This window comes from Brevundimonas sp. SS2672, from assembly GCF_059579685.1.
Map to the genome: position 1 here is coordinate 460940 of NZ_CM184201.1, position 18403 is coordinate 479342.

18 protein-coding genes and 1 pseudogene are annotated in these 18403 nt (G+C 69.9%); 7 read left to right on the plus strand and 12 right to left on the minus strand.

Features of this window, described 5'->3' with window-relative positions; genetic code table 11:
* Positions 1-112: 112 nt before the first annotated feature.
* The 4 genes from AC52GN_RS02255 to AC52GN_RS02270 are packed head-to-tail and all read right to left on the minus strand — an operon-like array spanning position 113 to position 2787.
* On the minus strand, positions 113-1150 hold the full coding sequence (locus AC52GN_RS02255; RefSeq protein ID WP_496528033.1) for a quinone-dependent dihydroorotate dehydrogenase: 1038 nt from the start codon (positions 1148-1150) through the stop codon (positions 113-115).
* A gap of 2 nt (positions 1151-1152) precedes the next feature.
* Positions 1153-1506 carry a DUF952 domain-containing protein gene (locus tag AC52GN_RS02260; protein ID WP_496528034.1) on the minus strand — a complete coding sequence of 118 codons (354 nt, stop codon included), beginning with the start codon at positions 1504-1506 and terminating at the stop codon, positions 1153-1155.
* On the minus strand, positions 1503-1997 hold the full coding sequence (locus AC52GN_RS02265) for a SixA phosphatase family protein (RefSeq protein ID WP_496528035.1): 495 nt from the start codon (positions 1995-1997) through the stop codon (positions 1503-1505). The genes AC52GN_RS02260 and AC52GN_RS02265 overlap by 4 nt, the downstream gene beginning before the upstream one ends.
* Positions 1998-2007: 10 nt before the next feature.
* Entirely contained in the window at positions 2008-2787 is a 780-nt protein-coding gene (locus AC52GN_RS02270) for a class I SAM-dependent methyltransferase (protein ID WP_496528036.1), read from the minus strand.
* Between the two features lie 132 nt (positions 2788-2919).
* Between AC52GN_RS02270 and gloB the strand changes: the two genes are divergently transcribed.
* A complete protein-coding gene (gloB, locus tag AC52GN_RS02275; RefSeq protein ID WP_496528037.1) occupies positions 2920-3651 on the plus strand; it encodes a hydroxyacylglutathione hydrolase in 732 nt (243 codons plus the stop codon).
* 43 nt (positions 3652-3694) lie between these two features.
* A complete protein-coding gene (locus AC52GN_RS02280; RefSeq protein ID WP_496528038.1) occupies positions 3695-4582 on the plus strand; it encodes an SDR family NAD(P)-dependent oxidoreductase in 888 nt (295 codons plus the stop codon).
* A gap of 4 nt (positions 4583-4586) precedes the next feature.
* On the opposite strand, the gene AC52GN_RS02285 is transcribed toward AC52GN_RS02280, so the two are convergent.
* The 6 genes and pseudogenes from AC52GN_RS02285 to lspA all read right to left on the minus strand — a co-directional run bounded on the left by AC52GN_RS02285 (position 4587) and on the right by lspA (position 10744).
* Positions 4587-5840 (minus strand): ABC transporter permease, encoded by a 1254-nt coding sequence (locus AC52GN_RS02285; RefSeq protein WP_496528039.1) that lies wholly within the window; start codon positions 5838-5840, stop codon positions 4587-4589.
* A 136-nt stretch (positions 5841-5976) separates the two neighbouring features.
* Positions 5977-6870, minus strand: a pseudogene (locus AC52GN_RS02290) (ABC transporter permease); the annotation flags it as partial.
* Complete coding sequence (locus tag AC52GN_RS02295) at positions 6867-7817, minus strand: HlyD family secretion protein (RefSeq protein ID WP_496528040.1); 951 nt, start codon at positions 7815-7817, stop codon at positions 6867-6869. The gene AC52GN_RS02295 and the pseudogene AC52GN_RS02290, both read right to left, overlap by 4 nt.
* Before the next feature lie 112 nt (positions 7818-7929).
* Positions 7930-9444 (minus strand): TolC family protein, encoded by a 1515-nt coding sequence (locus AC52GN_RS02300; RefSeq protein ID WP_453989004.1) that lies wholly within the window; start codon positions 9442-9444, stop codon positions 7930-7932.
* Positions 9445-9582: 138 nt separating this feature from the next.
* A complete protein-coding gene (locus AC52GN_RS02305; RefSeq protein ID WP_291779772.1) occupies positions 9583-10149 on the minus strand; it encodes a DUF3035 domain-containing protein in 567 nt (188 codons plus the stop codon).
* A gap of 67 nt (positions 10150-10216) precedes the next feature.
* The gene (gene lspA / locus AC52GN_RS02310) at positions 10217-10744 is read right to left on the minus strand and encodes a signal peptidase II (RefSeq protein WP_453989003.1); all 528 of its coding nucleotides are present in this window, start codon (positions 10742-10744) and stop codon (positions 10217-10219) included.
* A gap of 107 nt (positions 10745-10851) precedes the next feature.
* On the opposite strand from lspA, the gene AC52GN_RS02315 reads away from it, so the two are divergent.
* From AC52GN_RS02315 to AC52GN_RS02330, 4 genes are all read left to right on the plus strand, one after another.
* Positions 10852-11721 (plus strand): TIGR01459 family HAD-type hydrolase, encoded by an 870-nt coding sequence (locus tag AC52GN_RS02315; protein ID WP_343828600.1) that lies wholly within the window; start codon positions 10852-10854, stop codon positions 11719-11721.
* 39 nt (positions 11722-11760) lie between these two features.
* Positions 11761-12222, plus strand: a complete 462-nt coding sequence (locus AC52GN_RS02320; RefSeq protein WP_496528041.1) for a MaoC family dehydratase — start codon at positions 11761-11763, stop codon at positions 12220-12222.
* 12 nt (positions 12223-12234) lie between these two features.
* Positions 12235-13164, plus strand: a complete 930-nt coding sequence (locus AC52GN_RS02325; protein ID WP_496528042.1) for a bifunctional riboflavin kinase/FAD synthetase — start codon at positions 12235-12237, stop codon at positions 13162-13164.
* A gap of 68 nt (positions 13165-13232) precedes the next feature.
* On the plus strand, positions 13233-13724 hold the full coding sequence (locus tag AC52GN_RS02330) for a hypothetical protein (RefSeq protein ID WP_496528043.1): 492 nt from the start codon (positions 13233-13235) through the stop codon (positions 13722-13724).
* A 10-nt stretch (positions 13725-13734) separates the two neighbouring features.
* Here AC52GN_RS02330 and AC52GN_RS02335 read toward each other — a convergent pair whose 3' ends face one another.
* Positions 13735-14301, minus strand: a complete 567-nt coding sequence (locus AC52GN_RS02335; RefSeq protein ID WP_496528044.1) for a DUF3828 domain-containing protein — start codon at positions 14299-14301, stop codon at positions 13735-13737.
* Between the two features lie 285 nt (positions 14302-14586).
* On the opposite strand from AC52GN_RS02335, the gene ileS reads away from it, so the two are divergent.
* Positions 14587-17508, plus strand: coding sequence for an isoleucine--tRNA ligase (gene ileS, locus AC52GN_RS02340; protein ID WP_496528045.1), 2922 nt, complete (start codon positions 14587-14589; stop codon positions 17506-17508).
* A 187-nt stretch (positions 17509-17695) separates the two neighbouring features.
* Here ileS and AC52GN_RS02345 read toward each other — a convergent pair whose 3' ends face one another.
* On the minus strand, positions 17696-18385 hold the full coding sequence (locus AC52GN_RS02345; protein WP_496528046.1) for a 2OG-Fe(II) oxygenase: 690 nt from the start codon (positions 18383-18385) through the stop codon (positions 17696-17698).
* Positions 18386-18403 lie beyond the last annotated feature (18 nt).

Below are 18403 nucleotides of genomic sequence, written 5' to 3' on the forward strand. Positions count from 1 at the left end.
CGGATGGCGGAAGCCCACCCGCTCCGGGATGCATCGGTCTGCGTCATGCGGCGATCCGAACGGGCGACGGCGCCCTTCCGTTGCATCATGGCGACGGAGACCTAATGCTCCGTCAACGGCCGGAGCCGACCGCTTCGGCCACGCTGGAAACGCCCTCGGCCCGCAGACGGGCCGCCAGATCGCGCTTGATCCGGCCGACCATGCCGGGGCCTTCATAGATCATGGCCGAGTAGATCTGGACCGCCGAGGCGCCCGCGCGGATGCGGGCCCAGGCGTCAGCGCCGTCGGCGATTCCCCCCACCGCGATCAGCGGCAGGCGCCCGCCCGCCGCCTCGGCCGCCGCCTCCAGCGCCTTCTGGGCGAAGGGTTTCAATGGGGCGCCCGACAGGCCGCCCGCCTCGCCCTTATAGGCGGACCGCAGCGAGGCGGGCCGCTCCAGCGTCGTATTGGACACGATCAGGGCGTCGATGCGGTGGGCGATGGAGGCCTCGACGATCATGCCGATCTCCTCGCCGATCAGGTCGGGCGCGATCTTCAGGAAGACCGGCGCGCCGTCGGCGGGGCGGGCCTCATGGATACGGCCCAGCAGGTCGTCCAGCGCCCCGCGTCCCTGAAGCGCGCGCAGGCCCGGCGTGTTGGGCGACGAGATGTTGACGGTGAAATAGTCGGCCAGCCCCGCCAGCCGCTTCAGCCCCGCGACATAGTCGGCGGCCTTGTCCTCGGTATCCTTGTTGGCGCCCAGATTGGCGCCGATGGCGGTGCGGGTCGGGCGCCGGGCCAGACGGGCGGCGAAAGGCTCCAGCCCCTCGTTGTTGAAACCCATGCGGTTGATGATCGCCCAGTCTTCCGACAGGCGGAACAGGCGCGGTTTCGGGTTGCCTGCTTGCGCGCGCGGCGTGACCGACCCGCACTCGACCGCGCCGAAACCGAGGCGCGACAGGCCTTCCAGCGCCTCGCCGTTCTTGTCCAGACCGGCGGCCAGACCGACGGGGTTGGACATTTCCAGCCCTGCGATCGTGGTCTTCAGGATCGGATCGTCGGCGCCCGGCGCGGGCAGGGGCGCCATCTGCAGGGCGCGGATGGCCAGACGGTGGGCGGTCTCAGGGTCCATCTGGCGCAGCGCCCAGGCGCCGAGGTCGGTCAGGCTCATGTTCAGGCGGTCTCGTCGAGGATCATGCGCCCGTCGGGCGTGACCGACAGGGCGCGGGCGGCGCGCGTCGCCGCGACGGGCAGGGGGCCGTAGATGTGGGGAAACAGGGCGCCGCCGCGCGACGGCTCCCAGATCAGGGCGTCGCCCAGGGCGGTCAGATCCACCTCGACCAGCATCAGCTCGGCCTGATCGGCGTAATGTTTGGCCGCCGTGGCTTCCAGCTGATCGGCTGCCGACAGGTGGATGTAGCCGTCGGCCCGGTCCACGGCCGAGCCGTCATAGCGGCCCTCGGCCAGGGCGGCGCGCCAGTCGGCGCGACTCAGGATCTTGAACGCGACGTCGGGCCGGTCGGTCACGCTACGGTCTCCGGGGTCAGCCAGCCTTCATAGGACGGGCGCCCGGCGACATCGACGCTGAAGACCGCCGCCGCCCCGGTGGGGAAGCCGCCGCTCATCTTGTCCAGCACCGCGGGCGAGGCGGCGCTCTCGATCAGGTATTCGACCGCCAGCTGATGCACGCCGGGGTTATGGGCGATCAGCAGCAGGCAGCCCGCCTGGTCCTCGGCCGCCTCGACCGCGCGGCGCAGGACGTCGGCGGGGGCGTTGTAGAGGGCGTCGGAGACGTGCAGCTCGACATCGCCGAAATGCTCGCTGACCCCGTCCCAGGTGTCTCGCGTGCGCTGGGCGCCCGAGACCAGAGCCATGTCCGGCCTCATGCCGCGTTCGGCCAGGGCGCGGCCCATGGCGCCGGCGTCGCGGCGGCCGCGTTCGCTCAAGGGCCGGGCTGTGTCGCCGCCCGGCGCCGAGGCTTCGGCCTTGGCGTGACGCATCAGGATCAGTCTCTGCATGGCGAGGGCTTTACGGCTGTTTGCGCGCGGCGCCCATAGGGTGCGCGGGACGGGCGCGCGCGTGATGGTCGCGCGCGGCGGGCGAGGGGGTCAGGGACGGGCGTCCGGCCAGCACGGCCTGGGCCAGGCCGCCGGGCCGCACGCGGGCGTAGGCGCGACGCGAGGCTTCCAGCATGATCAGGCCCGCCGCGCCGGGAAACAGCTTCGGCCCCACCTGCTCCAGACCGTCGGCCAGCGGCAGCATCGGCCGCCACGGCGGGACGTAGAGGGCCTGGGACCAGGCGGTCGGCTCCAGCCCGACCTCGCGCACCAGCCGCTCCAGCTGGCCGCGCGTGAAGGGGCGGCCGTGGCCGAAGGGGGTGGTCTCGGCCCGCGCCCACATGCCGCCGCGCGCCGCCGCCGCCAGGATGATGCGCCCGGCCGGGGCCAGGACGCGCACCGCCTCGGCCAGCAGGCCCTGCGGATCGTCGGCCTCTTCCAGCGCATGGACCAGCAGGATGCGGTCGAACGTCCCGGCCGCGAAGGGCAGGCGACGGTCGTCGACCAGGACTGTGCGGTTGCGTCCCGCCGCCGCCCATTGCTCGGCGCCCTGTCCGCCCGGCATGGCGGCGATCACCCGGCGCGCGCCGATGAAACCGTCCAGCCAGGGCGTGGCGTAGCCCAGACCCAGGACGTCGCAATTGTTGGCCTCGCCCCAGGCGTCCTCCAGCCGTCGCGCCAGCATACGCCGGGCCAGCGCGCCGGTCGGCTCGCCATAGAAGGTGCGGAGATCGTCGATGCTGCGGCGCATGGGGCCAGTATGGCGGATTTCGCGGCGGATGTCGGCTTTCCCGCCTAAAACCGTTCGTCCCGGCGTCCGTCGGGATGAGCGGAGTTTGTCGTGCGGCCCCGGTAGGATAGGGTTTCGATAGGAGACCTCCCCATGACCCTGACCGTTCGCCAGTTCCCCTGCCTGTCCGACAACTACGGCTTCCTGATCCGCGACGAGGCGACGGGGCTGGTCGCCGCCGTGGACACGCCGGACGCCGAGGCCATTCTGGACGATCTGGAGGCGTCGGGCTGGGGGCGGCTGGATCTGATCCTGAACACCCACTGGCACGCGGACCACACCGGCGGCAACGAACGGCTGAAGGCCGAGACCGGTTGCGAGATCGCCGGACCGGAGGAGGTGCGCCGCACGGCGCCGCTGGATCACGTCCTGGTCGACGGCGAGGCGGTGCGCCTGGGCGAGACGGCCTTCGACGTGGTGCTGTCGCCGGGTCATACCCTGGGCCATGTGGTCTATCATGCGGCGGACGACGGCCTGGCCTTCGTCGGCGACGTCATCTTCGCCCTGGGCTGCGGACGGCTGTTCGAGGGCACGCCGCAGCAGATGTGGGACAGCCTGAACCGCATCGCCGCCTGGCCCGAGGCGACGACCCTCTATTGCGCCCATGAATACACAGCGTCGAACGCCCGCTTCGCCCTGTCTCTGCCGGACGCCGATGAGGCGTTGAAGGCCCACGCCGAGGCCGTCTTCGCCGCCCGTGAGCGCGGCGAGGCGACCGTGCCGACCACGGTAGGGATCGAGCGCCGCTTCAATCCCTTCCTGCGCGCCCGCGACGCCGCCGACTTCGCCGCGCGCCGCGCCCTCAAGGACGGTTTCAAGGGCTAGGACGCCCCGCCGGATTTCCAGTCACCCATCATCGGAGATGTTCATGCAGTTGAAGGATCGGGTTGCCATCGTGACCGGCGCGGGCGGGGGCCTGGGCCGCTGTCACGCCCTCTATCTGGCCGGTCAGGGCGCCAAGGTCGTGGTCAACGACCTGACCGAGGCGGCGGCGCAGGGCGTGGCGGACGAGATCGTCGCGGCGGGCGGTCAGGCGATGGCGGCGGCGGGCTCCGTCACCGACGTCGACGCGGTTCAGGCCATGGTCGAGGCGGCGATGAAGGCCTGGGGCCGCATCGACATCCTGATCAACAACGCCGGCATCCTGCGCGACAAGAGCTTCTCGAAGATGACGCTGGACGACTTCCGCCTGGTGGTGGACGTGCATCTGATGGGGGCGGCCATCTGCTCCAAGGCGGTGTGGGAGATCATGCGCGCGCAGAGCTACGGCCGCATCGTCATGACGACCTCGTCCTCGGGCCTCTACGGCAATTTCGGCCAGGCCAACTATGGCGCGGCCAAGCTGGCGCAGGTGGGCCTGATGCAGACCCTGGCCATCGAGGGCGCCAAATATAACATCAAGGTCAACGCCCTGGCGCCGACCGCCGCCACCCAGATGACGGCGGGCATCCTGTCCGAAGAGGTGCTGAAGGCGCTGGACCCGGCCCTGGTCAGTCCCGGCCTGCTGGCGCTGGTGGGCGAGGCGGCGCCGACGCGGGCCATCCTGTGCGCGGGCGGCGGGCATTTCGCCACGGCCAATATCACCCTGACGCCGGGCGTGCGCATCGGCGGGGCTGCGGACGCGGGCGAACAACTGATCGCGCGCTGGGACGAGGTCTCGAACCGCGAAGGCGAGACCGTGCCGGAGTTCGGCTTCCAGCAGGCGGCGCAGGAGATGGCCTCGGCGGGCGTGACGGCGCCGGTCGCTGCGGGATGAGCCTTCAGGCGCGGCGGCGTTCGTCGCCGCGCCACAGCCACAGGCCGCCGAAGATCAGGGCCAGGGCGATCAGCGTCAAAGCCTGGGGCGCGACTTCGGCCAGGCCGGCGCCCATGGCGTTCATTCGCACGAAGGCCTGAACCGCCGCGGTCGAGGGCGACAGATGCGCCAGCCAGACCAGCAGTTTGGGCATCATGAAGTGCGGCCAGGCCGCACCCGCCAGGAAGAACAGGGGCGCGGAGGTTCCGACCAGCACCTGCAACACCCGCTCGTGCCGGTCGAACAGTCCGCCCAGCAGCAGGCCCAGCGCCGCAACCCCGGCCGAGAAGACCGGCGCCAGCAGGATCACCCCGGCCATGTCGCCCGCGCGCGGATAGTCCTGAAACCAGAAGACGAAGCCGAAATAGAACAGGCAGGACGCCGTGCCGATCGCCGTCAGCGCCAGCCACAGACCCAGCCGGGCGCTGCGCCGCATGGGGGATGCGCCGGTCTCGCGACGCAGGGCGGCGATGACGCCCGCGCCCAGCAGCAGGGTCTGCTGCAGGATGATCAGGCTGACGGCGGGCACGGCGTAGTCGCCATAGCCCTCGGTCGGGTTGAACAGGGATTCCTGTTTCAGGCTCGGCGCCAGTCGGGCCGCGCGGGCGGCCTCGGGCAGGCCCTCCAGCCGCGTCTCGGCGACATGGGCGGCGGCCGCCGCGACCGCCTTGCCGACCGAGGTGACGCGAACCAGATAGCCGCCGTTCAGCCAGACGGCCACGCCGTTGGGCGCGCCGCGCGCCAGGTCTGCTTCAAACCGTTCGGGCAGGATGACGACGCCGTCGACCACGCCGCGCCGCATCAGGTCGGAGGCCTGGGCGGTCGAGGGGAGGACAGCGGCGACCTCGATCGCGTGGGAGGCGTTCAGGTCTTCGACCAGGGCGCGGGTCAGGGCGCTCTGCGTCGGCGTCACCACGGCGACCGGCAGGCCCGTCGCCGCCTGTCCGGCGTAGGCCGCCGGATAGTAGAAGGCGTAGAGAACGACGGCCAGGATCAGCAGGCTGCTGACCGGCCGGGCGCGCGGCAGGTTGCGGAATGTGGCGATGAAGGCGGCGCCGACGCCCTGTTCGGGCAGGGGAAAGGCCAGCGCCTCGGCCTTGGGCGCGCGGCGGGCACGCAGGCGGATCAGCACGGCCGAGACGATCAGGGCGATCAGGGTGACGGCGCTGAGGATCGCCAGGTCGCGCCAGGCCCCGCCGGGCGCCGCGCCGGTCACCATCTGGCCGGTCTGCAGCCGCAGATAGTGGGTGTAGGGCAGGATGTCGCTCCAGATCTCGGGCGAAGCGCGGCCCGTGATCCAGCGGCAGGGTGCCGTTCGAGAAGGCGATGGCCGCGCCCGAATAGATGGCGGTGGCCGAAAACGCCATGTCGACGTCCCCCAGCAGGGCGACCAGCAGGGCCGACAGGGCGACGCTGACCGCCATCAGGGCCGCCATGCCCAGCATCAGCAGGGGCAGCGACCCGGCCACGCCCCAGCCTCTGATCCCGCACAGCCAGCCGATCCAGGCCAGGCCCCACAGGGTGAAGATGACGAAATGCGGCGTCAGCCGCCCGATCAGGGCCGCCGTCGTCCGCCCGTCGGTCTGCGTCTTGAGCGCCTGGAACGAGCCGCCCTGCATCAACCGCCCGACCGCCAGCACCGCTGAACAGGCCGCCAGCAGGTGCAGCACGCCGGGCGCCAGCAGGCCGCCGAGGAACAGCTCGAAGCTCAACTGCGGATTGCCGATGATCGACACCTGGACGGCGGGCGGCTCCAGCGCCGTGGCGGGCAGGCCCATCTGGCGCGCCCGCTCTTCCAGCCGGGGCGCGGCGGCCGAGGCGATGGCCGAGGTCTGGCCCAGGGCCGACAGGGCGCCGACGGTCTGGAAGGCGCCGTTGAACGATACCGTCACCTGCTCCGGGCGGCGAAAGGCGCCTTCGGTGAAGCCTGAAGGGAAGTGGGCGATGCTGTAGACCTCGCCGCGCCGCATCAGGGCTACGGCCTCATCCACCGTCGCCGGGGCGTGGGCCACCCGCACGCCGGGGCCGGCCTCCATGTTGCGGATGGCCGCGCGGCTGAAGGCGGAATTGTCCTGATCCACCACGGCGACCGGGGCCTGGCGGATCACGCCGGGGGCCAGCATGGCCGCGATCACCGCCAGCAGGATCAGCGGCAGGCCGAAGGCGACGAAGGCGTCCCACGGGCGGGTCGCCAGCCGCCGCGTCTCGTCCTGAACGGCCGCGAGGAAGACGGCCGCCCCGCCCTTCATCGCGACGACCAGTCGAACAGGACGCTCATGCCCGGCCGCAGACCTCCGATCGGCCGGGCGGGTTTGGCCTTCACCTGAAAGCTGCGCACGTCATAGCCGCTGGACTGGCGGGTCGAGCGCCAGGTGGCGAACTCGCCCTGGGGGCTGATGGCGGTGACGCGGAAGGCGGCGCCCTTGATCCCCAGCGCGGGCACGTCGCCGCGCACGGTCGCGCCGATCTTCAGGTCGCGGAACTGATCCTCGCGCACGCTGAAGGCGACCCAGGGATCGGCCGTATCGACGATGGTGAACACCGGCACCCCAGTCAGCACCAGTTCGCCGACATTGGCGAAGCGTTCGGACACCTCGCCGCCGTGGGGGGCGGTCAGGCGGGTCTCGCCCTGCAGGCTCTCGACCTCGGCGACGGCGGCGCGGGCGCCGCTGACGTTGGCGTCGGCGACCGACTTCTCCTGCGGCCGGGTTCCGGCCAGGGCCTTCAGATACTGCTGGCGGGCGGCCTCGGTCTGGGAGGCGGTGGCGGCGCGGGCGGCGACGGCCTCGTCGCGGCGCTGGGCCGAAATGACGCCCTCGGCGAACAGGTTTTCGGCCCGGCGCGCAGTCTGGTCGGCCAGGCGGGCGGTGGCCTGGGAGGCGCGCCAGATCGACTCGACCGTTTGCACGTCCTCGGCGCGGGCGCCCTCGCGGCTCATGGACTGGATGGCCTCGGTCGACTGCAGCAGGGCGCGGGCCTGGGCGTCCTTGGCCTCGACCTCGGGGCTGCTCATCAGGGCCAGTTCCTGCCCGGCCTTCACCTGATCGCCCTCGGCGGCCAGGAAGCGTTCGACGCGGCTGGGCACCTTGGTGGCGACGGTGAAGGTCTCGGCCTCGACCATGCCCTGGACCTGATCCGGCGCCGGGCGGGCGGCCAGGAACAGGCCCACGACGATGAAGGCGATCAGCAGGACCACGCCCGCCGCGACGATCAGGGGCAGGGCGACCGGCGCGGCTTCGGCGGGGGCGCTTCGGCCGGCTGGGGCGGCGTATAGGCCGAGGAAGGCGTCTCGCTCATGGGGCGCTGATTCATGGGGCGCTGATCCGGTCGTCGCGTTGCAGATAGTCGTTCAGGGTCTGGTCGCTTCCCGCCGCCGCCAGCAGGGCCGACAGGCTGAGGTCGTATTCATAGGCCGCCGCCGCCCGTTGCAGCCGCGCCGTCCCCAGCAGGTTGCGGGCGTCGATGACCGAGGCGGCGGTCGCCTCGCCCTCGCGGAAGCCGACCTCCTGAACGCGCAGGTTCTCGCGCGCGGCCGCCAGGCTGCTGTCCATGGTCAGGAACTGCCGCCGCGCCAGCTCGACCTGGTTGTAGGCGCGCGTGACCAGCAGGCGGGCGTCGTCGCGGGCCTGGCGCTCGACCTCGCCGGCGGCCGAGGCCTGGGCGCGGGCGGCGCCGAGCATCCTCCGCCGGTCCAGCGACGACATCAGGGTGTAGCGGGCGCCCAGCCCAAAGGCCCAGTCCGGCTCGGTCGGCAGGGCGTCGTCCGGGTTCATATTGTAGGTTCCGAAGGCGTAGACCGACGGCTTCATCCGCGAGGCCGCGAGATCCGCCCCGGCCTCGGCCAGATCGCGCCCGGCCTGGGCCTGAACGATGCGCGAATTCGACTGGCCCGCGCTGTCCAGGAAGACGGAGGCGGGGCCGACCGGATCGCGATTGACGAAGAGGGGCGTGGTCGGGGTCACGCCCGCCTCGACGTCGGCGACGCGGGCCAGGGAGGCGACGGCGTTCTCATGCTCCAGCTCGGCGCGGTTGACCTGGCGCTGGGCGGCGTCGCGGGCGACCTCGACCTGAAGGGTCTGGGCGCGGCTGAGCATCCCTTCCTCCTCCATGCGCCGAGCGTTGTGCAGGTGCAGGTCGAACCCGTCGCGGGTTTCCAGCGCGATCTTCAGCGCCTCGGCCGCCAGCACCTGGCCGAAATAGGCGCGGGCCAGGTTGACGCTCTCCAGGTTCAGGGCCTCCTGCCGCCGGGCCTCGGCCAGGTCGACATTGGCCGCCGCCGCCCGCCGCAGCGCGGGGATGGCCCCGCCGGTGTAGATCGGTTGCAGCGCCGTGACCGTCGGGCGGAAGGTGGTGTCGTCCACCTGCAGGCGGATGTCGTGGGGCAGGGCGGCGAAGATCTCCGGCAGGGCGGCCTCAAGCCGCTGGCCCACCGCGTTCAGCACGTCGCCCGGCACGCCCGGCAGGTCCGAGATCAGGCCGGGGATGGCGGCGCCGAGGTCGGACTGGGCGCGGTCCAGCGCGTCCGACAGCGACAGGTCGAAGGTCTTGCGATAGCGGATCAGCTGGGCGTCCAGCGACACCGTGGGCCGGTTCAGTCCGGCGGCGACCTGGGCCTGGGCCTCGGCGGCCTCGACCCCGTAGCCGGCGGCGCGCCCGAGGCTGGAGGTGGTGCGCAGCCGCGCCTCGGCTTCGGCGTAGGTCAGGGGCGTGCGCGACGTCTCCTGGGCGGCGGTAGGCTGAACCTGCGCCATGACGGGCGTCGCGCCCAGGGTCAGGGCGCCCGCAGCCAGGGCTCCACGCCATCCGATCCAAGCCCTAGCCATCGCTTCAACCCCGCAATCAGCCGTGAACAACGATCCTGAAGCACGGCCGTTGCGTCAAGCAAGCCGCGCCAATTGCAAAAGGCGCGCTCGCCGTGACGAACGCGCCTTTCGATTGAAGACGAAGGTTTCCGGCTGCGCCTAGAGACCCGGCAGCTTGAACCGGCTGTCGCGACGCGGCGCGATGGTGATGCCTTCGCGGCCGCCGGTCAGGGCTTCCAGGCGCGCGTGCTCGCTGGAGGCGTCAATCGTCTTGGCGCCTTCCGAGGTCTGGCTGACCGTCGCGGCCTGGCTGGCCGGATCGTCCTTGCGCCAGAACATGATGCGGTTGGCCCAGCTTTCTTCCTTGTGCGCCAGGCCGCCGAACTCGTCGTCGACGACATAGCGGGCCAGGGGGTCGGCGCGGTCGGCGCCGGCCTCGGCGGCCAGGACCTGTTCGCCGGGGGTGCGGGTCACCGCCTGGCGCTGGCCCAGCAGAATCTGACGGGCGGCGCTTTCAGGCGCCAGCTCCTGCGGGCGCGGGGCGCCGGGCGAAGGCGGGGTCAGGCCGTATTCCGGCGGCACCACCAGGGGGGCGCTGGCCACGGTGACGAATTCGTCCGGCACGACCTTGGTCAGGCCGATGCTCTGCTTCATCGATCCGCAGGCGCTCAGGCTGAGGGCCGCGCCGGCGGCCAGGGTCACGATCAGGACGGGACGGTTACGCATGGGTCGTTCGGCTCCGGGAGGCGCGCCGCACGGGCGCAGGCTCGGGTCGATAGTTAAGGGGGTGTGATTACGACTTTTCGTGGGCCGCGCCAACTGTCGAACGGCGCTCGGACAGGAAGCTGTCCAGGATCAGCAGCACGACGCCGACGGTGATGCCGCTGTCGGCGATGTTGAAGATCCAGGGAAACAGGCCCGTGCCGGAAAAGTCGAGAAAGTCGACCACGCCGCCGAAACGGATGCGGTCGACGACGTTGCCGACGGCGCCGCCCATGACCAGACCGATGGCGGCGATCAGCAGGCGGCGATCGGCCCGCGTCGCCCACCAGGCCAGCAGGCCGGCCACGACGACGGAGAAGACGCTCAGGATCCAACGCCCCGCGCCGCCGCCGAACAGGCCGAAGCTGACCCCGGTATTCAGCACATAGGTCAGGTTGAATACGGGGGGCGCCACCTCGGCGATGCGATAGCCGTCGGGGATATTGGAGATATGGGCGGCGTCGATGGCCCCCAGCACCCAGGCCTTGGTCAGTTGGTCCAGGATGATGACGGCCAAGGCTATGCCGTAGGCGCCGAGCGCGAGACGGGAAATCTTCATGCCGAGCGAGTTAGCAGGAAGACGTTCGGCGGCGAAGAGGGAAAGCGAAGAGGCGCGGATCGTCCGCACGGCCTTTCCCCCCGGTTTTCCCTCGCTATAAGCAGGGCATGACCCTGCCTCATCCGCTGCCCCGCCTGTCCGCCGTCGCCGACGACTACGACATCCTGCTCTGCGACGTCTGGGGCGTGATCCACAACGGGCGCGAAAGCTGGCCGGCGGCCTGCGAGGCCCTGACGAAGTTCAATGAGAAGGGCGGCCACGTCGTCCTGATCTCCAACTCGCCGCGCCCGTCGCCGGACGTGGTGGCGCAGCTGGACGCTCTGGGCGTGCCGCGCAGCGCCTGGAAGGCCTTCGTCACCTCGGGCGACGCCACCCGCATGGAGTTGGCGCGCCGCGCGCCCGGACCGGCCTGGATCATCGGGCCGGATCGCGACTTCGTCCTCTATGAAGGCCTGGACCTGACCAGCGCCCACGATGCGGGCGACGCGGCCTTCATCTCCGTCACCGGCCCTTATGACGACACGACCGAGACGCCCGAGGACTATCGCGAGCGGTTGACGCCCGCCGTCGCGCGCGGGCTGGAGCTGATCTGCGCCAACCCCGACCGCATCGTCCAGCGCGGCGATTCCATCATCTACTGCGGCGGCGCCATCGCTGATCTGTATGAGTCGATGGGCGGCCGCGTGGTCATGGCGGGCAAGCCTTTCGCGCCCATCTACGCCCTGGCGCTGAAGGAGGCCGAGGGTCTGATGGGTCGCGCGGTCGATCGTTCGCGCGTCCTGTGCATCGGCGACGGCGTGGTTACGGATGTGCTGGGCGCCGCCGAGCAGGCGCTGGACTGTCTGTTCATCGCCCAGGGCATTCACGGCGACGCGGCCAAGGGCGCGGACGGGGCCCTCGATCCGGCCCGCGCGGCCGAACTGCTCCGTGCCGAGACGACCTTCGCCCGCTACGCCGCTCTGGAACTGACGTGGTGAGTCTCGCCATTTCGTCGCACCTGCCTTAAAGGGCCGCTCATGGTTGATATGGTCCAAGCGCACCCGTCGGGCGGTTACATCCTCGACGAACTCCACGTCGGCATGGCCGCCGAGAAGACGGTTCACGTCACGGAGGAGCGGATTCGTCTGTTCGCCGAGGCCTCCGACGACTTCAATCCGGTGCATCTGGATGAGGCCTTCGCCGCCAAGACGGCCTATCGCGGCCGCATCGCCCACGGCCTGCTGTCGGCGGCCTTCGGCTCGGCGGTGGTGGGGACGATCCTGCCGGGGGCGGGCTCGATCTACATCTCCCAGACGCTGGCCTTCCACTTCCCGGTGCGGATCGGCGACACGGTGCGGATCGTCATCACCGTCATCGGCCTGGACCATGACAGCGCGCGCGGCGAACTGCGCTGCGAAGGCTTTGTCGAGGACAAGCTGATCATGGACGGCGTGGCCGTCGTGCGCGTGCCGCGCCGCCGCAAGCCTTCCGCCCGCTGAAGGCCGCCTGAAGTGGTCGAGGTCATTCGCGACTGGCGCGGCCTGACGGACGCGCAGAAGGGGGCGGCTGTCGCCGTCGGCGCTTTCGACGGCGTGCATCGCGGCCATCAAGCGGTCATCGCTTCGGCGCGTGGGGCGGCCGAGCGCCTGGGCGTTCCCCTGGCCGTCGTCAGCTTCGACCCTCATCCGCGCCGCCTGTTCCAACCCGAGGCCGCGCCCTTTCGTCTGATGACGCCGGACCAGATGGCCCGCGCCCTGGCGCCGCTGGGCGTCGATCGCCTGTATCTGCTGCCGTTCGATCGCGAGATGGCGGGCATGACGGACGAGGAATTCGCCCGCCGCGTCCTGTCCGAAGGCCTCGGGATCGTCCATGCCGCCGTCGGCTTCGACTTCACCTTCGGCAAGGGCCGCTCCGGCTCGCCCGCCTTGCTGCAGGCTTATGGCGAGACGCTGGGCTTCGGCGTCTCGGTCACCGACCGCATCGACGACGCCTCGGGCCTGAAGCTGTCGTCCAGCGCCGTGCGCGAGGCGTTGAAGGCCGGGGACATGGATCGCGCCGCCGCTATCCTGGGCCGCCCCTTCACCATTCAGGGCGAGGTGATCCACGGCGACAAGCGCGGCCGCACCATCGGCACGCCCACCGCCAACATCGCCATGGGCGACTATATGCGCCCGGCCTACGGGGTCTATGCGACCCGCACCCGCCTGCCCGACGGCCGGGTGGTCAAGGGCGTCGCCAACCTGGGCGTTCGCCCGATGTTCGAGATCGAAGAGCCGCTGCTGGAAGTCTGGCTGCTGGACTTCGACGAAAGCCTCTACGGCCAGGTGCTGGAGACCGAACTGATCGCCTTCCTGCGCGGCGAGATGAAGTTCGACGGCCTGGACGCGCTCAAGGTCCAGATCGACGCCGACGCAGAGGCGGCGAGGGCCGTGCTGGGCTGAGGGCGCTGCGACTTGCAGGCGACCCGGCCCGTTCCCAGTTTTACCGAATGAGGTTGGCGGGAGTGGGAATGAAAGAAGATTCGGGTGTTTGGATCGCAGTCGCAGGTGTCTGTGTCCTTTGGAGCATTGCTGCTGCGCTCAGCGGAACGGGCGTATCGGCGCCATTGCTGATCGGGACCTCGGCCTTGATTTTCGGCGTCAACGCCGATGCCCGGCGCTGGGCCATGGACAAGCTGTCGTGGGCCCTTTCCGGCTCGTCGATACGGCTCGTGCTGGTGATGACCGGTGTGATAATGCTGTGGCAGACCGTCGGGCTGGAACTGGCCCTGTTCGCCGCCGGAGACGTGCTGGCCTATCTCGAAGTCCTCACGGCCGTCAGCGTGATGGCCGCCCAGGCACGGTTGGCGCCGGTCAGGGTGATGATGGTGAGGCGCGTGACGGCGCTCGTGCAGCCCTTGCGTCGGTTGAACCTTAGAATACGGAAGCGCCGCATCTGGCCAAGGACCCCGCCGCCTTCTGGCGACGCTGACGGACCCGCGGTCGTGTGGGCCTTCGCCTGACGCTTCGTGCCTAGCTCTCCGCCTTTTCGGCGATGGCCATCAGGTCGTCGTGCAGCGACTTGCCCTTGTCGTCGATGATGTCGGCGATGCGCCACATCGGGCCTTCCTTCAGCAGTTTCAGCGTCCGGCGCCGGTCCTCGCCGTGGTTGGTGAAGACGACGTCGGCCGTGGCCGCGCGCGGACCGTCCGGCGTCATTGTCACCGTTTTCAGCGCAAAGCCGTCGATGTCCTGACAGGCGCAGATCGGATCGTGGTCGAGGTAGGGGGCGCTGTTCGTGCGATTGGCTTCGCGGTCGTCGACGCCGATCAGGGCGTTCATGGTGCGCGAATAGAGCGGGTCACGGCCGGGGGTGATGGTCGCCTCGGCCGGGTCGGGCGTATCGCGCGGCTCGCTGACGCGGGCGTAGAGGGCGCGCACGAAGGCCTCGGCGTCCTTTTCGCCCGCGGCGTAGACGGCGGCGCGGCCGGTCAGGGCGGGCGCGGCGGTCTCCGCAGGGGCAGGGGCGCTCTTCTGTTCCGAGCAGGCGGCCGCCGTCAGGGCCAACGCCGCCGCCGTCGCCAGGGCTTGAACACGCATCTGATCGTCTCCCCATCTGTTCGTCTGGACTATGGCGCAGGGGACGCCGGGTCTGCTAGAGCCTTCCCATCATGACCGTTCGCGTGATCCGTCCGATTTCGATTAGCCGCCCGGCGTAGCGCTGCAGGGCTGCAAGCCCCGCGCACGTCGGGATTTCTCGAAACATTTCGCCGAGACGACGCCGCCTTGAGCCATCAGGGCATGGGCCGCCCGGCGCCTTCACGCTAGACTGACGCCCGATGCCGCTTCCAAGCGGCCGCGCGCGACAAGACGAAAAGACATTCCATGGCCGACGCCGACACCCAGACCCCTTCCGGCCGCGACTATCGCGACACCGTCTTCCTGCCCGAGACGCCGTTCCCGATGCGCGGCGGCCTGCCCAAGAAGGAGCCGGAAATCCTGGAGCAGTGGGGCGACCTCTATGGCCGTCTGCGCGCCATCCGTCAGGAGCAGAAGGCGCCGCTCTACGTCCTGCACGACGGCCCGCCCTACGCCAACGGCGACATCCACATCGGCCACGCCCTGAACAAGACGCTGAAGGACTTCGTGGTCCGATCGCGCTTCCTGCTGGGCTACGACGTCGACTATGTGCCGGGCTGGGACTGTCACGGCCTGCCGATCGAGTGGAAGATCGAGGAGCAGTTCCGCGCCAAGGGCCGCCGCAAGGACGAGGTGTCGAAGGAAGAGTTCCGCACCGCTTGTCGCGAATACGCCGGCAAATACATCGACCTGCAGCGCGACCAGTTCCTGCGTCTGGGCGTCACCGGCGACTTCGCCAACCGTTACGCCACCATGGACTTCACGTCCGAGGCGGCCATCGTCGCGGAATTCCACAAGTTCAAGAACTCGGGCCAGCTGTATCGCGGCTCCAAGCCGGTGATGTGGTCGCCGGTCGAGCGCACGGCCCTGGCTGACGCGGAGGTCGAGTATCACGACCACGTCTCCCCCACGATCTGGGTCAAGTTCCCGGTGGTCGGCGCGACCGACAGCCACCCGGACGACCTGCTGGCCTTCCGCACGGCGACGCCTGCGATCGTGATCTGGACGACGACGCCGTGGACCATCCCGGCCAACCGCGCGATCAGCTACGGCCCCGAAATCAACTACGGCCTGTATGAGGTCACGGCCCTTGAGGAAGGGCTGGATTATGAGCCCTGGGCCAAGCCGGGCGACCGCTTCATCCTCGCCGACAAGCTGGCCGAAGAGGTGTTCAAGGCCGCCAAGATCGCCGCCTGGACGCGCGTCTACGACATCGATCCGTCGGGTCTGGAGTGCGCCCACCCGCTGGCGGCGCTGGATAGCGGCTACGGCTTCTCCGTGCCGCTGCTGGCGGGCGATCACGTCACGGACGACGCAGGGACTGGCTTCGTCCACACGGCGCCGGGCCACGGCGCGGACGACTACAACGTCTGGCTGGCCCACGGTCATCGCGAGGTGCCGGACACGGTCGATCCCGACGGCGCCTACTACGACCACGTCCCCCTGTTCGCCGGCCTCAAGGTGCTGGAGACCGAGGGCAAGAAGACCGGCAAGTTCGGGCCCGCCAACGGCGCGGTGATGGACAAGCTGATCGAGGCCGGCAATCTGCTGGCGCGCGGCCGGATGGAGCATTCCTATCCGCACTCCTGGCGCTCCAAGGCCCCGATCATCTTCCGCAATACGCCGCAGTGGTTCATCCGCATGGATGAAGAGCTGGAAGACGGCGCGACCCTGCGCGACCGGGCGCTGAACGCCATCGACGCGACCGCCTTCCACCCGGCGGCGGGCAAGAACCGCATCCGATCGATGGTCGAGGGCCGCCCCGACTGGCTGATCAGCCGTCAGCGCGCCTGGGGCACGCCGCTGGCCATGTTCGTGGACAAACAGACCGGCCAGCCCCTGCACGACCCCGAGGTCGACGCCCGCATCGTCAAGGCCGTGGCCGAGGGCGGCGCCGACGTCTGGTTCTCGGCGCCCGACGCCGACTTCCTGGGCGCACATGATCCCGAGCGGTTCGAGAAGGTCACGGACATCCTTGACGTCTGGTTCGACAGCGGCTCGACCCACGCCTTCACCCTGGACCCGCGAACGGCCGAGAGCGGCTATGCGGGCGACCGCCCGTCGCACTGGCCCGCCGACCTTTATCTGGAAGGTTCGGACCAGCATCGCGGCTGGTTCCAGTCGTCGCTGCTGGAAGGCTGCGGCACGCGCGGGCGGGCGCCGTTCAAGGCGGTCCTGACCCATGGCTTCACCCTGGATGAAAACGGGGAGAAGATGTCGAAGTCGCGGGGCAACACCACCGATCCCCTGACCATCATCAAGGAGTCGGGCGCCGACATCCTGCGCCTGTGGGTGGCCCTGGTCGACTATTCGGACGACCAGCGTATCGGCAAGCAGATCCTGCAGACCACGGTCGACGCCTATCGCAAGCTGCGCAACACCGTCCGCTATCTGCTGGGCGCGCTGAACGGCTTCGACGAGGCCGAGCGCCTGACCGACTATTCGCAGTTCCCGCCGCTGGAGAAGTTCATCCTGCACCGCCTGTGGGAGTTGGACGCTCAGGTGCGTCAGGCCTACGCCGAATACCGCTTCCAGGACGTGGTGCGGCCGGTGCTGGAGTTCTGCTCGGGCGACCTGTCGGCCCTGTATTTCGACGTGCGCAAGGACAGCCTCTATTGCGACCGTCCCGACAGCATCAAGCGCCGCGCCGTCCGCACGGTGATGGACGAGGTGTTCAGCCGCCTGGCCGCCTGGCTGGCCCCGCTGACGCCCTTCACGATGGACGAGGCGTGGACGACGCGCTTCGCGGATGCGGGCACCAACTGCGCGCGGGTGATTCCAGACACCCCCACCGAGTGGGAAAATGCGGCTGAGGCGGCGCGCTGGGCCAAGGTCGAGACGGTGCTGGAAGAGGTCAACGAGGCCCTGGAAGCCGCGCGACGTGACAAGGTCATCGGCGGGGCGCTGGACGCCTGGCCGGTGGTGACGGCCCCGGCAGAGCTGCTGGCCCCGTTCGAGGGACTGGACGCCGCCGAGGTGTTCCGCACCTCGGGCGCCGAACTGGTCGCGGGCGGAGATGCAGTGACCGTCGAGGTGAAGACGGCGGACTATCCCAAGTGCGCCCGTTCGTGGCGCCGGGTGCCGGATGTGGGGTCGGACGCTGACTACCCCGACCTGTCGGCCCGCGACGCTGATGTGGTGCGCTGGCTGGACGCGCAGAAGGCGTAAAGGATCAGGCCCCTCCGTTTCGGCGGAGGGGCTTTTTTAGAGCGTAACTTCCAACACCCGCTCATCCCCGCGGAGGCGGGGACCCAGTGAGAACTTCACGCGAATCCGATTGAAATCTCGCCCAATTCCACCGCAGCGTCTGCAGCCAAAGCACTGGGTCCCCGCCTCCGCGGGGATGAGCGGAATCCTATGACGCATCATGAAAGATCAGGCCTAACGTCATGCGACGGCCTGCGCGCACCGTGCTGACGCCGTGGCGCATCTGGACCCGGTAGTCGCCTCGCGTTCCGGCGACGGGACGTTCTCTCACGGCGAAGATGACCGCCTGCCCCTGTTTCAGCGGCACGACATGGGCCTGTGACTGCGAGCGGGGCTTCTGCTCGACCAGAACGAATTCTCCACCTTCGAATTCCGCCGGATCGCTCAGCAGGATGGCGGCCTGCAGCGGGAAGACCAGATCGCCGTACAGATCCTGGTGCAGCCGATTGTAGTCGCCGGGACCGTAGCGCAGCATCAGCGACGTCGGCCGCGTCTGGCCCGCCGCGCGGCAGCGGGCGGTTAGCGCGTCCAGTTGTGCGGGGAACTCCGGCCGTCCCAGCCGCGCCGCCCAGTCGTTGGCGATCGGCGCCAACCTCTCGTAAAGCCGCGCGCGCAGCCGGGGCAGGGGATCGGGCAGGGCATCTGCGAAATACTGATACTCGCCCTTCCCAAATCCGTGGCGCTGCATGACGATGCGGCTGCGGAACCGCTCGGGCTGTTCATAGAGGGTCTGCAGGGCCTTACAGGTCGCGGGAGTCAGCAGGGGGCCGGTCATGGCCCAGCCCTGGGCGTTCAGGTCGGCGGCGATGCGGGGCCAGTCGAGGGCGGCGTCGGTCATGCCGCCATCAGAGCGCGC